At 64.1% G+C, this 13,847-nt stretch carries 16 protein-coding genes and 1 other annotated feature; of the genes, 2 read left to right on the top strand and 14 right to left on the bottom strand.

Annotated elements, in window-relative coordinates; all coding sequences use genetic code 11:
* Positions 1-43 precede the first annotated feature (43 nt).
* Together KQI12_RS07280 and gpr are read right to left on the bottom strand one after the other, a co-directional pair.
* Positions 44-1,480 carry a glycine--tRNA ligase gene (locus KQI12_RS07280; RefSeq protein WP_216572200.1) on the bottom strand — a complete coding sequence of 479 codons (1,437 nt, stop codon included), beginning with the start codon at positions 1,478-1,480 and terminating at the stop codon, positions 44-46.
* A 60-nt stretch (positions 1,481-1,540) separates the two neighbouring features.
* Positions 1,541-1,749, bottom strand: a binding site (T-box leader).
* Between the two features lie 123 nt (positions 1,750-1,872).
* The gene (gene gpr, locus KQI12_RS07285; protein ID WP_216572202.1) at positions 1,873-2,778 is read right to left on the bottom strand and encodes a GPR endopeptidase; all 906 of its coding nucleotides are present in this window, start codon (positions 2,776-2,778) and stop codon (positions 1,873-1,875) included.
* A gap of 183 nt (positions 2,779-2,961) precedes the next feature.
* On the opposite strand from gpr, the gene rpsT reads away from it, so the two are divergent.
* The gene (gene rpsT, locus KQI12_RS07290) at positions 2,962-3,225 is read left to right on the top strand and encodes a 30S ribosomal protein S20 (RefSeq protein ID WP_216572207.1); all 264 of its coding nucleotides are present in this window, start codon (positions 2,962-2,964) and stop codon (positions 3,223-3,225) included.
* Positions 3,226-3,355: 130 nt separating this feature from the next.
* The gene (locus tag KQI12_RS07295) at positions 3,356-4,210 is read left to right on the top strand and encodes a YihY/virulence factor BrkB family protein (protein ID WP_216572209.1); all 855 of its coding nucleotides are present in this window, start codon (positions 3,356-3,358) and stop codon (positions 4,208-4,210) included.
* 43 nt (positions 4,211-4,253) lie between these two features.
* Here the strand turns inward: KQI12_RS07295 and KQI12_RS07300 are convergent, their stop codons facing one another.
* The 12 genes from KQI12_RS07300 to KQI12_RS07355 all read right to left on the bottom strand — a co-directional run bounded on the left by KQI12_RS07300 (position 4,254) and on the right by KQI12_RS07355 (position 13,845).
* Positions 4,254-5,165, bottom strand: coding sequence for a hypothetical protein (locus tag KQI12_RS07300; RefSeq protein WP_216572211.1), 912 nt, complete (start codon positions 5,163-5,165; stop codon positions 4,254-4,256).
* An 87-nt stretch (positions 5,166-5,252) separates the two neighbouring features.
* The gene (locus KQI12_RS07305; RefSeq protein WP_216572217.1) at positions 5,253-5,669 is read right to left on the bottom strand and encodes a methylglyoxal synthase; all 417 of its coding nucleotides are present in this window, start codon (positions 5,667-5,669) and stop codon (positions 5,253-5,255) included.
* A 44-nt stretch (positions 5,670-5,713) separates the two neighbouring features.
* Positions 5,714-6,454: a septum site-determining protein MinD gene (minD, locus tag KQI12_RS07310; protein WP_216572219.1), complete on the bottom strand. Its 741-nt coding sequence runs from the start codon at positions 6,452-6,454 to the stop codon at positions 5,714-5,716.
* A gap of 108 nt (positions 6,455-6,562) precedes the next feature.
* Positions 6,563-7,276 carry a 16S rRNA (guanine(527)-N(7))-methyltransferase RsmG gene (rsmG, locus tag KQI12_RS07315; RefSeq protein WP_216572221.1) on the bottom strand — a complete coding sequence of 238 codons (714 nt, stop codon included), beginning with the start codon at positions 7,274-7,276 and terminating at the stop codon, positions 6,563-6,565.
* A gap of 4 nt (positions 7,277-7,280) precedes the next feature.
* Positions 7,281-7,610, bottom strand: a complete 330-nt coding sequence (locus tag KQI12_RS07320; RefSeq protein ID WP_216572223.1) for a hypothetical protein — start codon at positions 7,608-7,610, stop codon at positions 7,281-7,283.
* A complete protein-coding gene (gene mscL / locus KQI12_RS07325; protein ID WP_216572228.1) occupies positions 7,603-8,019 on the bottom strand; it encodes a large conductance mechanosensitive channel protein MscL in 417 nt (138 codons plus the stop codon). The genes KQI12_RS07320 and mscL overlap by 8 nt, the downstream gene beginning before the upstream one ends.
* A gap of 94 nt (positions 8,020-8,113) precedes the next feature.
* Complete coding sequence (gene serS / locus KQI12_RS07330; protein ID WP_216572231.1) at positions 8,114-9,421, bottom strand: serine--tRNA ligase; 1,308 nt, start codon at positions 9,419-9,421, stop codon at positions 8,114-8,116.
* A 62-nt stretch (positions 9,422-9,483) separates the two neighbouring features.
* Entirely contained in the window at positions 9,484-10,062 is a 579-nt protein-coding gene (locus KQI12_RS07335; protein WP_216572233.1) for a cell division protein ZapB, read from the bottom strand.
* Positions 10,063-10,064: 2 nt separating this feature from the next.
* Positions 10,065-10,970: a ParB/RepB/Spo0J family partition protein gene (locus KQI12_RS07340; RefSeq protein WP_216572235.1), complete on the bottom strand. Its 906-nt coding sequence runs from the start codon at positions 10,968-10,970 to the stop codon at positions 10,065-10,067.
* Between the two features lie 58 nt (positions 10,971-11,028).
* Positions 11,029-11,787 (bottom strand): ParA family protein, encoded by a 759-nt coding sequence (locus tag KQI12_RS07345; RefSeq protein ID WP_216572237.1) that lies wholly within the window; start codon positions 11,785-11,787, stop codon positions 11,029-11,031.
* A gap of 264 nt (positions 11,788-12,051) precedes the next feature.
* A complete protein-coding gene (locus tag KQI12_RS07350; protein ID WP_216572241.1) occupies positions 12,052-12,867 on the bottom strand; it encodes a ParB/RepB/Spo0J family partition protein in 816 nt (271 codons plus the stop codon).
* A gap of 222 nt (positions 12,868-13,089) precedes the next feature.
* Positions 13,090-13,845 (bottom strand): XdhC/CoxI family protein, encoded by a 756-nt coding sequence (locus KQI12_RS07355; RefSeq protein WP_216572243.1) that lies wholly within the window; start codon positions 13,843-13,845, stop codon positions 13,090-13,092.
* Positions 13,846-13,847: the final 2 nt, after the last annotated feature.

The raw sequence follows: 13,847 nt of genomic DNA on the forward strand, positions 1-13,847 counted from the left end.
CTGGGATCCCAGAGCGCCGGGCGCAAGTCGTTCAAGAGGGGACTTAGAACGCCATCTTGGCGGTCAGATAGTCCTTCAGCTCGCGGATGGGCATCCGGACCTGCTCCATGGTGTCGCGGTCACGGACGGTGACGCAGTCATCGGCGGGGGTGTTCTCGTCGCCCACGGTCTCGAAGTCCACGGTGACGCAGAAGGGGGTGCCGATCTCGTCCTGACGGCGGTAGCGCTTGCCGATGGAGCCGGCCTCGTCATAGTCCACCATGAAGTCCTTGGCCAGCATGTCCCGGATCTCCAGGGCCTTGTCGCCCAGCTTCTTGGACAGGGGAAGGACGGCGCACTTGAAGGGGGCCAGGGCGGGGTGGAAGTGCATGACCACGCGGACGTCGTCCTTGCCGTTCTTGTCCTGGCCCACGACCTCCTCGTCGTAGGCGTCGCACAGGACGGCCAGCACGCTGCGCTCCACGCCCAGAGAGGGCTCGATGACATAGGGGATATACTCCACCATGTCCTTGCCCTCGCCCTCGCGGTAGACCAGCTTCTCGCCGCTCACCTTGGAGTGCTGAGTCAGGTCGTAGTCGGTGCGGTCGGCCACGCCCCACAGCTCGCCCCAGCCGAAGGGGAACAGGAACTCGAAGTCGGTGGTGGCCTTGGAGTAGAACACCAGCTCGTCGGGGTCGTGGTCCCGCAGGCGCAGGTTCTCTTCCTTCAGGCCGATGGACAGGAGCCAGTCGTGGCAGAAGGAGCGCCAATACTGGAACCACTCCAGATCGGTGCCGGGCTTGCAGAAGAACTCCAGCTCCATCTGCTCGAACTCCCGGACCCGGAAGATGAAGTTGCCCGGGGTGATCTCGTTGCGGAAGGACTTGCCGATCTGGCCGATGCCGAAGGGCAGCTTCTTCCGGGTGGTGCGCTGGACGTTGTTGAAGTTCACGAAGATGCCCTGCGCGGTCTCGGGGCGCAGGTACACGGTGTTCTTGCTGTCCTCGGTGACGCCCTGGAAGGTCTTGAACATCAGGTTGAACTGGCGGATATCGGTGAAGTCATGCTTGCCGCAGGTGGGGCAGGGGATCTGATGCGTCTCGATGAAGTCTTTCATCTCCTGCTGGGTGAAGGCGTCGATGGGCTTGGGCAGCTCGAAGGCGTTGGCGGCGCACCAATCCTCGATGACCTTGTCGGCGCGGAAGCGCTCATGGCACTCGCGGCAGTCCATCAGAGGATCGGAGAAGCCGCCCAGATGGCCGCTGGCCTGCCAGACCTGGGGGTTCATGAGGATGGCGGCGTCCAGGCCCACGTTGTAGGGGTTCTCCTGCACGAACTTCTTCCACCAGGCGTTCTTGATGTTCTTCTTCAGCTCAGCGCCCAGAGGGCCGTAGTCCCAGGTGTTGGCCAGACCGCCGTAGATCTCGCTGCCGGGGAAGACGAAGCCGCGGCCTTTGCAGAGGGCGACGATCTTATCCATGGTCTTTTCGGTGTTCTTCATAGGGATGCTCCTTTCTCGTCACGCAGGCGGGGACGAAAAAAACGCCCCGGACCGGTCCTGGTCCAGGGCGGAGATGCTCCGTGTTCCCACCTGAATTCGAAGCGTGTGACACGCTTCGCGCTCGTACCTGATAACGGCAGGGGACCGGCGGCCCATTTCCTGGCCGCAGCTCCCGGGCGCCCTTCCGCACAGTCCATCGGGAGCCTTGCACCAGACGGCTCCTCTCTTGGTCCGGGACCATGCGTACTCCTCCCGGTCGATGCTTTTGATCGATGTCGGGGTCATTCTATCATCTTTTTGGGCGGGCGTCAAGAGTTGTGACGAGGGCGTTTTTGTCCGCCAACGGCTGCGCAAGCGGGGACACATCCCTCGCCCCGTGGGCGGACCAAACATCACCCATCCACCAGCATCTCCACATCCCGCAGAGACAGCCCCGGCTGGAGGGCCAGGGTGATGGCGCAGCCCAGGACCCGGGACAGGTCCGCCGTCTGGCGGTCGGTCTCCCGAGGGGCGACGATCACCCCGGCCGCCGCGCCCCGGAGCGCTTCCGGGTCCAGATCCTCCCGGCCGGCTTGGGCCAGCACGTCGGCGCAGAGGGTGGCGGCCTCCACCACGGTGGGGGCTCCCACGGCGATCACCGGCACCCCCAGGGTGCCCCGGTCCAGCGGGGCCCGGTGGTTGCCGACCCCGGAGCCGGGTGCGATGCCCGTATCGGAGAGCTGGACCGTCCGGCCCAGCCGCTCCAGGCTCCGGGAGACCAGCGCGTCCACCGCGATCACCAGAGCGGGCTGGATCCGCTCCGCCGCCGCCCGGATCAGCTCGCCGCTCTCCAGACCGGTGGTGCCCATGGGGCCCGCCGCCAGAGCCGCCACGGGCCGGAAGGAGGCAAAGAGCGGATCGTCCGTCAGATGGCGGGTCACCAGGGTCAGGTCCGCCGTCCGGGGGCCCACCGCGTCAGGCGTGATGGCCCGGTTGCCCAGCCCCGCCACCAGTACCGGGGCGGAGGGAGGAAGGTCCCCCATCAGTCCCCGCAGCTCATCGGCCACCGCCTCCACCGAGCGGGCGAAGGAATCCTCCTCCCGCCGGGAGAGGGCGGACAGGTCTACCGTCACATAGTGGCCCTCCGGCTTGCCCAGAGCCTCGGCCCCCCGACGGTCCAGGATGTCCACCCGGGTGATGGGACAGCCCGCCCGCTCCTCCTCCCGGCACCGGACGCCGGGGAGGGCGGAGGTATCCTCCGCGCGCTCCCGCCAGAGGGCATGGGCCTCCAGGGCCAGATCGGTCCGCCGCTGGATCATATCGTGTCCCCCCATATCTGGTGTTTTGGATCCCTACGGTACCCAATTTCCATGGATGATCGTCCGCAGGTGAAAAAATCCGAAAAAAATCTCATTTAATAGTTGCATTTTGCCCCGACTCCTGCTAAAATATAAATCTGCACAGGCTATCTGTGCGAATCGTCATCGGAGGAGGTGTTTGGTTTGCCGAATATCAAGTCTGCTAAGAAGCGTGTCCTGGTGAACAAGACCAAGGCTGCGCAGAACAAGACCGCTCGATCCGCGCTGAAGACCGACATCAAGAAGTTTGAGGCCGCGGTGGCCGAAGGCAACCGCAGCGAGGCCGATAGCGCTTACAAGGTGGCTGTCAAGGCCGTGGACAAGGCTGTGCTTCGTGGGCTGCTGCACAAGAACAACGGCTCCCGCAAGAAGAGCGCCATGACCATCAAGCTGAACAAGCTGGCCTGAGCCGCGAATGTGGTCTAAAAGAGGGACTGTTGTACAATAAGGTCTTTCCGTTTCGAGAAGATCTTATTATGCAACAGTCCCTTTTTCTTTTTTTGCTCTCCAAGGGAGAGGGGAAGGAGCGTATCGTACCGTGCGAGAGATCCTGCGCTGGAGTCCGGTCCGGTTCCTCACGGAGCTCGTGGAGCTCTATTTCGCCAAGCGGGTGTCCCGCTCGGCGGCGGAGCTGGCCTATTTCCTGATCCTGACGTTTTTCCCCATCGTGATCTGCATCAACGCCTTCATCGGCCTGCTGGACCTGGACCCAGGTCGGGTCCTGGACGCGGCGGGGGGCCTCCTGCCCCAGGAGAGCCTGGGAGTGCTGGCGGACTACATCTCCTATGTCAGCGGCGGCTGGAGCCGGCAGATGCTGATCGGCGGACTGGTGACCACCCTCTTCGCCTCCTCGGCGGCCTTCCGGGCCCTGATGGACATCATGGGGGACATCTATGGCCGAACGAGCTATCAGGGCGTGTGGCAGGTGCTGGCCAGCGTGGTGTGTTCCCTGCTCCTGCTGGCCACGATCTATCTGTCCATCGTGGTCCTGCTGACGGGGGAGTGGCTGTTCCGGCTGGCGGCCCGGCTCCTGCCTCTGCCGGAGGTGGACCTTCCCTGGGCGTGGCAGTGGGTCCGGTTCCTGGTACTGTTCTGTCTGGTGATGGGGTTCGTCCTGCTGGTCTACCGGATCTCGGCCCCCAGAGGGGAGCCCAGGCCTCCGGTGTTCACCGGCGCGGTGCTGGCCTCCGGGGTGCTGGTGGGGGCCTCGGCCGTGTTCTCCTGGTTCATCGGGATGTCCTCCCGGTATTCGCTGGTCTACGGCTCGCTGGCTTCGGTGATCATCCTGCTGGTGTGGCTGTATCTCTGCGGGAACATCCTCATTTTGGGGAACGTGTTCAACTATATCTGGTACGCCCATCGGAAGCGGGGCCGGGAAGGTCCGGTCGGATGATGAAAACGCTCCGCAGTCCATCCGGACTGCGGAGCGTTTCGTTTTATCCCTTCCATGTCAGAGAGAGGACCTGACCGTCCACAGACTGGGGGTAGAAGCAGATACTGCCGTTTTTTTCCGTCTCTGAGACGCCGAAGATGACGAGGGGGTCTTGGCTGGTCAGCTCCAGGCCGGTGTCCGTGCGGACCGTGAGATAGGCCCACAGCTCACTGGTGTCCGAGGGGAGAGCGCCGGCGGAGACCTCCATCTGCCAGGTGTCGTCCTCGCCCCGCTCCAGCCTCTGGGCAGCGACCGAGGACTCCGTGTACGGGATGCGGATCTTTGCGGTCACCTCGGCGGGGACCACATCCAGCGTGCCGATGCTCTGGAGGCTGAGGCCGATCTGAAGGGACTGGGGCAGAGTGCCCGTCTCGCCCTGCGTGGACCACTGCTCCACATAGGCGTCCACAGCGGCTAGAGTGGACGGCTCCAGGTCCTCCAGCGCCTCGGAGCGGGTGGATCCGCCGCCGCGGATCGTGACCACGGGCCGGATCCGCTCCTGGCCCAGCGGACAGGGGAGGGAGGCCGTGAAGCGACCGTTCCCAGCGTCGGTGAGCTCCACTGCCGCGCCATCATCCAGATGGAGGGTGAGGACCTCCCCGGGAGAGAGCGATCTGGGCACCAGAGACACGGTGAGGAAGACCTGGCCGTTCCGAGCCTCCAGGCCGGTCTCCACGCCGGTGAAGAGGCTGGCCCCCTGAGACAGGGCGTCCCGGATCGTCTGCTCCTGCGTGCTCAGGGCCCGCTGCTGATCCAACTGCGTCTGGACTACGTTCTGCTGGATCGTGGAGAGCGTGAGGCTCATCGCGTCCAACTTGCGGGACAGGTCCCGGCACTGGAGGGCCAGGAAGAGGATCCCCGCTGTCACGCCGACGGCCGCCAGGATCCGCAGGGTCTTGGGAGAAGGGGAGTTCATCGGATACCTCCTGTTCGACAGATGATCGGTCTGGAAAAGAGGAAACGCCCGCGGGAAAGCGCTCTGCCTTCCTGCGGGCGTTCGGCGTCACGCCGTGAAGGGCTTGGTCTTGGGATTGACGATGTCGCGCCAATCCAGATCGCCCCGCTCCAGGCCGTGGATCAGCATCTCCGCCGTGGCTACATTGGTGGCGAAGGGGATGTTGTACTGGTCGCAGAGCCGGGTGATCTCGTTCAGGTCGGCGTCCAGGTCCGTAGACTGGGGATCGGAGAAGAAGAGGACCATGTCGATCTCGTTGTAGGCGATGCGGGCGCCGATCTGCTGGGTGCCGCCGTGGGAGTGGGAGAGGAACAGATGCACCGGCAGTCCGGTGGCCTCCGAGACCAGCTTTCCCGTGGTATTGGTGGCGCAGAGAGTGTTCTTGGACAGGATACCGCAGTAGGCGATGCAGAACTGCACCATCAGCTCCTTCTTGCGGTCGTGGCTCATCAGGGCGATATTCATGACATGCTCCTTTCTACGCTTTGGTCGGGGACGATACGCGTCCCTCAGCGGATGTGCATCAGGGGGACCCGCTCGCCCATGAGGCGGCGGGCGATGTTCAGGTAGGCGCGGGCCGCGCCGAACCGGGCCATCATGATCAGCGGCTGGCCCCGGTTGGCGGCCAGCATGACCTGAGGATCCTCCGGCACCACCCCCAGCAGGGGGAGGCCGGCGGTGTCCATGGCGTCGTCGATCGTGGTGTGGAGCTGGCGGAGCAGCTTGGGCTGCACCCGGTTCACCACCAGATGGATGGAGCGCATGGAACTGCCCAGCTCGCAGACGGTGCGCTGGGCGTCCCGCAGGGCGGAGGCATCGGTGGTGGAGACCACCAGCGCCCGGTCCGCGCCGCAGGTGGAGATCTGGAAGCCCAGTCCCAGCCCGGCGGGGGCGTCCAGCAGGATATAGTCGAACCGGGCGCGGGCCTCGTTCAGGAAGGCCCGGACCGCCTCGGCGGTGATGGCGTCACGGGGCTGGGTCAAGGGCGCGGTGAGCAGATACAGGCCCTGGATCTGGGGATGAGCCACGGCGGCCCGCTCCAGCGTGGCCCGGCCGGACAGCACGTCGGTGAAGTCCATCAGGGCCCGGTCGCTCATGCCCAAGGTCAGGTCCAGGTTCCGCAGGCCCACGTCCATATCCACACAGAGGACCTGGCGCCCCAGAGCGGCCAGACAGGAGGCCACGGCTCCGGTGAGAGACGTCTTGCCGGTCCCGCCCTTTCCGGAGGTGACGGCGATGACAGTTGACATGGGATGCACCTCTTACGACTTGATAAATAGTATCATGAAAATGGGGAAAATACAATGACTTTTTGGATGCGTTTTGTACGATCTGCAATAAACACAGAAGAGGAACGCTCAAAGAGGGGATTTTTGTATTTTTGCCCATCTTCTGGGGTAGCCCTTGGGGGTGGGTGCGGTCTTTTCGACCCGCACCACCCGGTGGGACAGACCCGCGCCGGGGATCTCATAGTCCACGCAGGGCCGCAGGGCGCCGCCCAGACGCTGGATGCCCCGGGCGGCCCGGTCCAGCTCCGGGCCGCAATCCACCGACTTCATGGCCAGGAAGGTGCCCCCCACCTTGACGAAGGGGAGGCACAGCTCGCTGAGGAGTTCCAGAGAGGCCACCGCCCGGGAGGTGGCGAAGTCGAAGGAATCCCGCCAGCCGGGCTGGAGGGCCTGCTCCTCGGCCCGGGCGTGGAGGGTCTCCACTCCGGTGAGGGAGAGGGTCCGGGCCACCTCGGAGAGCCAGTCCAGCCGTTTGTTCAGGCTGTCCAGCAGGACCACGTCCAGCGAGGGGACCAGGATCTTCAGCACCAGACCGGGGAAGCCCGCGCCGGTGCCCACGTCGATCAGACGGCGGCCGGACAGGTCCCCACAGTCCAGCAGGGCGGCGCAGTCCAGCATATGGAGCTTCACCACCTGGTCCGGGTCGGTGATGGCGGTCAGGTTCATGACCTGGTTCTTTTCCAGCAGGAGCCGGCCGTACTCGGCCAGCTGTTCCGGGGCGGTGTCGGGCACCCGGTCCAGCAGGCCCATGGCGGCCAGTCCCGCCCGGATACGTTCTTTCATAGGATCAGCCTCCCAGAGCGGAGATGAGGGAGAGGACTCCCAGCACCAGACTGACCAGACCGCACAGGGCGGCCAGGACGGCCATGAAGCAGTGGTGGAAGCCACCCGCGGCCCGATAGCGGAGCCAGGAGAGGGCGGCGAGCCCGCCGCAGGCGGGGAAGAGGAGGATACCGGGGATCCCATGGAGGGGCTCGCCGGTGGCCAAATTGTAAGTGGTCAGCAGGACCAGGATCACCATGTACACGATACCCATCCACGCCAGGGCCCGCTTGGCGGGGGAGGCGGGGGTCCAGTCCGGCTTGGGATCCTGCTCCGGCTTGATGGGATCAGGCATCCTTCCGCTCCTTCAGCAGATCCCGGATCTCGGTGAGGAGTTTCTCCTCAGCGGAGGGCTCCAGGGGAGCGGGAGGGGCCTCTTCCTTCTCTCTGTGGAAGATGTTCAGGGCCTTGATGATGCAGAACACCACGAAGGCCATGATCAGGAAATTCACCACGGCGTTGATGAAATTGCCCGCCATGATGTCGCCGCCGCCGGGCAGGGCGATGGCCAGGCCGGACAGGTCGGTGCCGCTTCCGGTGAACACGCCCAGGATGGGATTGATGATATCCGCGACCAGAGAATCGGCGATGGATTTGAACGCGCCGCCCACGATGACGCCGACGGCCATGTCCATGACATTGCCACGGGCGATGAACTGACGGAACTCCGCGATGAAGCCGGTGGTCTTTTCTTTGGCAGACATAGTATGTCCTCCTCGTTTTGAGTTGAGAGTCGATCGCGGCGCACAGAGGACGGGACGGATCCGAGATCCGACCGCCCCCCGATGCGGGGCGGTCTTACTTCGCCTTGGGCACCAGGACCTCCTTGCCGCCCATATAGGGCTGGAGGACCTTGGGGATCTTCACGGAGCCGTCGGCCTGGAGGTTGTTCTCCAGCAGGGCGATCAGCATCCGGGGGGGCGCCACGCAGGTGTTGTTCAGGGTGTGGGCCAGATGGAGCTTGCCGTCCTCATCCCGGTAGCGGATCTTCAGGCGGCGGGCCTGGGCGTCGCCCAGGTTGGAGCAGGAGCAGACCTCGAAGTACTTCTGCTGGCGGGGGCTCCAGGCCTCGATGTCGCAGGACTTGCACTTCAGGTCGGCCAGATCGCCGGAGCAGCACTCCAGCTGGCGGACGGGGATGTCGAAATTGCGGAACAGCTCCACGGAGTAGCGCCACATCTTCTCATACCACTCCTTGGACTCCTCGGGCTTGCAGACCACGATCATCTCCTGCTTCTCGAACTGATGGATGCGGTAGACGCCCCGCTCCTCGATGCCGTGGGAGCCCTTCTCCTTGCGGAAGCAGGGGGAATAGGAGGTCAGAGTCTGGGGCATCTTCTCGGCGGGGATGATCTGGTCGATGAAGCGGCCGATCATGGAGTGCTCGCTGGTGCCGATCAGATAGAGGTCCTCGCCTTCGATCTTGTACATCATGGCCTCCATGTCAGCGAAGGACATGACGCCCTCCACCACGTTGCTGTGGATCATGAAGGGGGGGATGCAGTAGGTGAAGCCCTTGTCGATCATGAAGTCGCGGCCATAGGCCAGCACCGCCTCATGGAGCCGGGCGATGTCGCCCAGCAGGTAGTAGAAGCCGGAGCCGGACACCCGGCCGGCGGCGTCCATGTCGATGCCGTCCAGGGACTCCATGATCTCAGTGTGGTAGGGGATGGGATAGTCGGGCACCACAGGCTCGCCGAAGCGCTCCACCTCCACATTGCAGGAGTCATCGGGGCCGATGGGCACGGAGGGGTCGATGATCTGGGGGATGATCAGCATGATGTGGCGGATCTCCCCGGCCAGCTCATCCTCCCGCTGCTCCAGATGAGCCAGCCGGTCGGCGTCGGCCTTGACCTCAGCCTTCAGAGCCTCAGCCTCCCCCAGCTTGGAGGGATCCTTCTTGGCCTGGCCCATGAGCATACCGATTTTCTTGGACTTGGCGTTGCGGGCGGTGCGCAGGTCCTGGGCTTCCTGGATGGTGGCACGGTTCTCCGCGTCCAGCTCCAGCACCTTGTCCACCAGGGGGAGCTTGTCCTCCTGGAACTTCTTCTTGATGTTCTCCTTGACAGCGTCGGGGTATTCCCGGACGAATTTCATATCCAGCATTGGTATCAACACCTCATCATAATCTTATAAAGGGGAGTGGCGGGCGGGGGAAGGGGAGAGGCTCACGCCTCGGGGGCGCAGGTCTCCGTGATGTCCAGCAGGGACAGCAGGTCCCGGTACTGCTTCGCCGGGGAGACGCCGCCCTGGCCGGTCAGATCCTCGCCGGGCAGGTACTGGGGGAACTCCGCAGCCTCATAGGCGGCCACCAGCTCCCGGGCGGCGGAATAGTAGCCCCGGGACACCTGCCGCTGGATCCGCCACAGCCAGTCCAGAGCGGCGGCAGTGTGGGAGGCGGTGGTCTGGGCATCCGTCAGCTCCTGCTGGGCGGCCTTGAGCTGGGCCTCCAGATCGGCCTTCTCATCCTTCAGAGCATTGTTCTGATCCTTCAGGGCCTGGTTCTCCTCCAGCATATCGTCCAGGGTCTGGACCGCGGAGTTGGAGGCCTTTTGCAGGTCGTTGAGCCGCTCCTGATTGGTCCGCTGCTGCATGAAGTAGGACAGGAGCAGGAGCAGGAAGGCGGCGGCGAAGAGGATCACCAGATAGATCAGCACGGAGTTTTTGTGGCCGGGCTTGGCGTGCTCCGCCTCGTGCTGGAGCGCGGAGCGCTCGGAGGCGTTCTGGGGCTGCTTGGGATCGTCCACGGTCAGGCGCCTCCTTTCCCGGCGGGGATGCCTTCCAGCACCTCCAGGAGGGCATTGAGATCGTCGGGATCATAGTACTCCAGCTCGATCTTGCCCTTCTTCTTGCCGTTGATGATGTGGACCTTTCGGCCGAAGCGGTCAGACAGGCCCTTCTCCGCGTCCCGGAGGTAGATGGACAGGTCGGGGCCGGCGGGCTTCACCGGCTCGTCCAGGCCATCCTCAGCCTTGGCCAGGCGGCGGGCCAGAGCCTCGGTCTGCCGGACGGAGAGCCCCTCGGCGATGACCTTCTGGGCCAGCTTTTTCTGGAGCTCCTTCGTGGGGCAGGCCAGGATCGCCCGGGCATGCCCGGCGGAGAGGCGGCCCTCCTCCAGCAGCATATGCACCGCGTCAGGGAGGGAGAGGAGGCGCATGGCGTTGGCCACCGCCGAGCGGGACTTGCCCACCCGCTGGGCGATCTCCTCCTGAGTGAGGCTGTACTCCTCCATAAGGGTCTGATAGCCGGCGGCCTCTTCGATGGGGTTCAGGTCCTCCCGCTGGAGGTTCTCGATCAGGCCCAGCTCCATGACGGCCCGGTCGTCTGCCTCGATGATCACGGCGGGGACCTGGGTGAGGCCCGCCATCTTGGCGGCCCGCCAGCGCCGCTCTCCGGCGATGATCTGATAGTAGCCGGTGGAGAGCCGCCGGACGGTCAGGGGCTGGATGATGCCATGGGTGCGGATGGAGTCGGCCAGCTCGGCCAGCGCCACCTCGTCGAAGCGTTTCCGGGGCTGCTTCAGGCCGGGCTCCACCTGAGAGATGGGGAGGGAGAGGGAGCCCCCCTCCTGGGGCTGGAGCGCGTCGTCCCCCAGCAGGGCGCCCAGGCCTTTGCCCAGACCCTTGCCCAGGCCCCGGTCCTTTGAGGATGCCATAGGATCATTCCTTTCTTCTAAAGTGAGCGTGAAACGTGGGGAAGGGGAGGAACGTGGATCATTTGTTCTGGTCCAGGACCTCCTGCGCCAGAGCGGCGTAGGCCTCCGCGCCCCGGGAATAGCTGTCATAGGCCGACACAGGGAGCCCGTGGCTGGGGGCCTCAGAGAGCCGCACGTTCCGGGGGATCACGGTGGCGTAGACCTGTCCGGGGAAGTGGCGCTTGACCTCCTCTGCCACCTGGAGGGAGAGGTTGGTGCGTCCATCGTACATGGTCAGGACCACGCCCTCCATTCGGATGCTGGGGTTCAGGGACCGCTTCACGATCCGCACCGTGGAGAGCAGGTCGGAGAGGCCCTCCAGAGCATAGTACTCGCACTGGACCGGCACCAGGATGGACCCGGCCGCGCACAGGGCGTTCAGGGTCAACAGCTCCAGAGAGGGAGGACAGTCGATGAAGATGTAGTCGTACTGATCGGCCACCTTGTCCAGCGCGTCCCGGAGGCGGTATTCCCGCCGGTCCATGGCGATCATCTCCACGGTGGCGCCGGTGAGGGCCTTGTTGGTGGGCAGCACATCGGCGTACTCCGTGTGGACGATGGCTTTGATGATGTCCGCGCCGTTGACCAGGACATCGTAGATATTTGGGGAGGCAGTCACCTTGTCCACGCCGAAGCCGGAGGTGGTGTTGGCCTGCGGATCGAAGTCACAGACCAGGACCCGGCTCCCCAGAGCCTTGAGGGCGGCGGCCAGATTGACGCAGGTGGTCGTTTTGCCGACGCCGCCCTTTTGGTTGACGATCGCAATGATTTTTGCCATGATACACCTGCCTTTTGCCTGTAAAAGTATTGATTTTGGAGAAACACTCTGCGGGGCCCAACAGGGGAGGGGACCTCAGAGCATTTTTCTGGGCAGACCCTATTATAATGCCCGTAAAAGCGGAGCGCAACCGAAAACACGTATTTTTGCAAAAAACGGCTGTCCTGTTTCACGTGAAACAGGACAGCCCAAGAAAAATAGGTGAGAGAGGATGGAAAACAGGATAGACACTGTTTCACGTGAAACAGTCAAAGATCGGGAAGATCAGGGCCGGGCCTGTTTGGGGATGCGGATGGTCAGGAGGATGGAATCCTCGGTGTCCTGCCGGTCGCAGTCGGCGTCTACCCCCGCGTGCTTCATGGTGGCCAGCCCTTTGGTGATAGAGTTCAGGAAGAGCCGGACATCTTTCAGGATGAAGAGAGGCGGCTTTCGACTGCTGGCAGGGGGAGGAGCGAGGAGCGCCTCCACATACTCCTCCGTCTTGGCCACGGTGAGGCTGTGCTCCACGATGTACTGAGCGGCGGAGCGCTGCTGTTCCGGGCCATCCAGCCGCAGGAGGGCACGGGCGTGGCGTTCGCTGAAATGCCGTTCCCGCAGGAGGGCCAGCACATCGGGGGGCAGGCGCAGCAGCCGGAGCTTGTTGGCCACGGCGGACTGGGACTTGCCGATTTTCCGGGCGGCCTCCTCCTGAGAGAGCTGATAGGTGCGGATGAGTTTGGCCAGGGCGGCGGCCTCCTCTACGAAGTCCAGGTCCCGGCGCTGGAGGTTTTCGATCAGGGCCAGCAGAGAGGAGCCCTCATCGTCCACATCCACCAGGATGCAGGGGACCTCGGTGAGACCAGCCATCTGGGCGGCCCGGAGCCGCCGCTCTCCGGAGATGAGCTCATAGCCCCGTTCGCCGGTGCGCCGGACGGAGAGGGGCTGGAGGATCCCATAGAGCCGGATGCTGGCGGCCAGCTCCTCCAGACCATCGGGCTCGAAGGCTTTGCGGGGCTGACCAGGGTTCGGGGCGATCAGGGCGGCGGGCAGGAAGAGCACCCGGGTGCTCTCGAAGAGCCCGCGTTTGCGCGAGAGGAGCATAGCGGAGACCTCCTTGTCAAAATGGGGTGGATGACCATATTTTACCATAATGAGAGGAAAAGTCAGGGGAAGAAGGTCGAGTGGGAAATATTTCCTTGCCGGACGAGCCATCTGTAATGTTTATTCCGCCCACGGGGCGGAAAAAGCGATATCGAGCGCGAAAAACGAACGAGTCCCGGCTTCGTCAGAAGTCGGGACTCGTTCCAGTTTCACCGATCGATATCAGCCGTTCCGGGCCTCGAAGTCCACCTCGATGTGGCCGCCGCAGACCATGCCGAGCTCCGCCGCCGCATGGGACAGGTCGTAGAGCCTGTGGTCCTTCTCCACGCCATTAGCCATCATGTCCAGGGCATCCAGCTTGGCCTGGTACTCCACCGCGCCGCCGCCGATCGTGCCCACGCAGGTGCCGTCGGGATGGACCAGCATCCAGGAGCCCTTGTCCCGGGGGGCGGAGCCGCTCTTCTTGGTGATCGTACACAGTACGCCCTTCTCCGCGGGAGGCGGGGGCAGGCCGGGACCCAGCCGGGCCCGCTCCTGGATGATCTCGCCCAGGATGGACACGGCGATCTCCGCCGGGGTCTGGGCGCCGATCTTCAGGCCCACAGGGGTGTGGACCTGGGCCAGAGTCTCTTCGGAGAAGCCGGCCTCTTTCATCCGCTTCATGGACAGGGCGACCTTCACCCGGCTGCCGATCATGCCGATGTAGGCGTAGTCCCGGCGGAGGATCTTGTCCAGACACACGTTGTCATAGGCGTGGCCCCGGGTCAGGATCACATAGTAGTCGTCCGGGCGGCTGCCCAACTCGTCCAGCGCCTCCAGGAAGGGTTTGCACAGGACCTGGGAGGCCATGTAGAACCGCTCTTCATTGGCGAATTCGGGCCGGTCGTCGATGACGACGATCTCGAACTCCAGACGGCTGGCCATGAAGGCCACCTCCAGAGACACATGACCGCCGCCGCATAGGATCAGTCGTTCCATTC

Origin of the sequence: Pseudoflavonifractor sp. MSJ-37 (genome assembly GCF_018917965.1) — a bacterium.
Taxonomy (GTDB): domain Bacteria; phylum Bacillota; class Clostridia; order Oscillospirales; family Oscillospiraceae; genus Pseudoflavonifractor_A.

Bases quoted from the DNA above. Each gene is read 5' to 3' on its own strand.
- KQI12_RS07320 (WP_216572223.1), bottom strand. From the start codon at position 7,610: ATGCCTGATCCCATCAAGCCGGAGCAGGATCCCAAGCCGGACTGGACC.
- KQI12_RS07280 (WP_216572200.1), bottom strand. From the start codon at position 1,480: ATGAAGAACACCGAAAAGACCATGGATAAGATCGTCGCCCTCTGCAAA.
- rsmG (WP_216572221.1), bottom strand. From the start codon at position 7,276: ATGAAAGAACGTATCCGGGCGGGACTGGCCGCCATGGGCCTGCTGGAC.
- gpr (WP_216572202.1), bottom strand. From the start codon at position 2,778: ATGATCCAGCGGCGGACCGATCTGGCCCTGGAGGCCCATGCCCTCTGG.
- serS (WP_216572231.1), bottom strand. From the start codon at position 9,421: ATGCTGGATATGAAATTCGTCCGGGAATACCCCGACGCTGTCAAGGAG.
- KQI12_RS07350 (WP_216572241.1), bottom strand. From the start codon at position 12,867: ATGCTCCTCTCGCGCAAACGCGGGCTCTTCGAGAGCACCCGGGTGCTC.
- KQI12_RS07345 (WP_216572237.1), bottom strand. From the start codon at position 11,787: ATGGCAAAAATCATTGCGATCGTCAACCAAAAGGGCGGCGTCGGCAAA.
- KQI12_RS07305 (WP_216572217.1), bottom strand. From the start codon at position 5,669: ATGAATATCGCCCTGATGAGCCACGACCGCAAGAAGGAGCTGATGGTG.
- KQI12_RS07355 (WP_216572243.1), bottom strand. From the start codon at position 13,845: ATGGAACGACTGATCCTATGCGGCGGCGGTCATGTGTCTCTGGAGGTG.
- minD (WP_216572219.1), bottom strand. From the start codon at position 6,454: ATGTCAACTGTCATCGCCGTCACCTCCGGAAAGGGCGGGACCGGCAAG.
- KQI12_RS07340 (WP_216572235.1), bottom strand. From the start codon at position 10,970: ATGGCATCCTCAAAGGACCGGGGCCTGGGCAAGGGTCTGGGCAAAGGC.
- KQI12_RS07300 (WP_216572211.1), bottom strand. From the start codon at position 5,165: ATGAACTCCCCTTCTCCCAAGACCCTGCGGATCCTGGCGGCCGTCGGC.
- mscL (WP_216572228.1), bottom strand. From the start codon at position 8,019: ATGTCTGCCAAAGAAAAGACCACCGGCTTCATCGCGGAGTTCCGTCAG.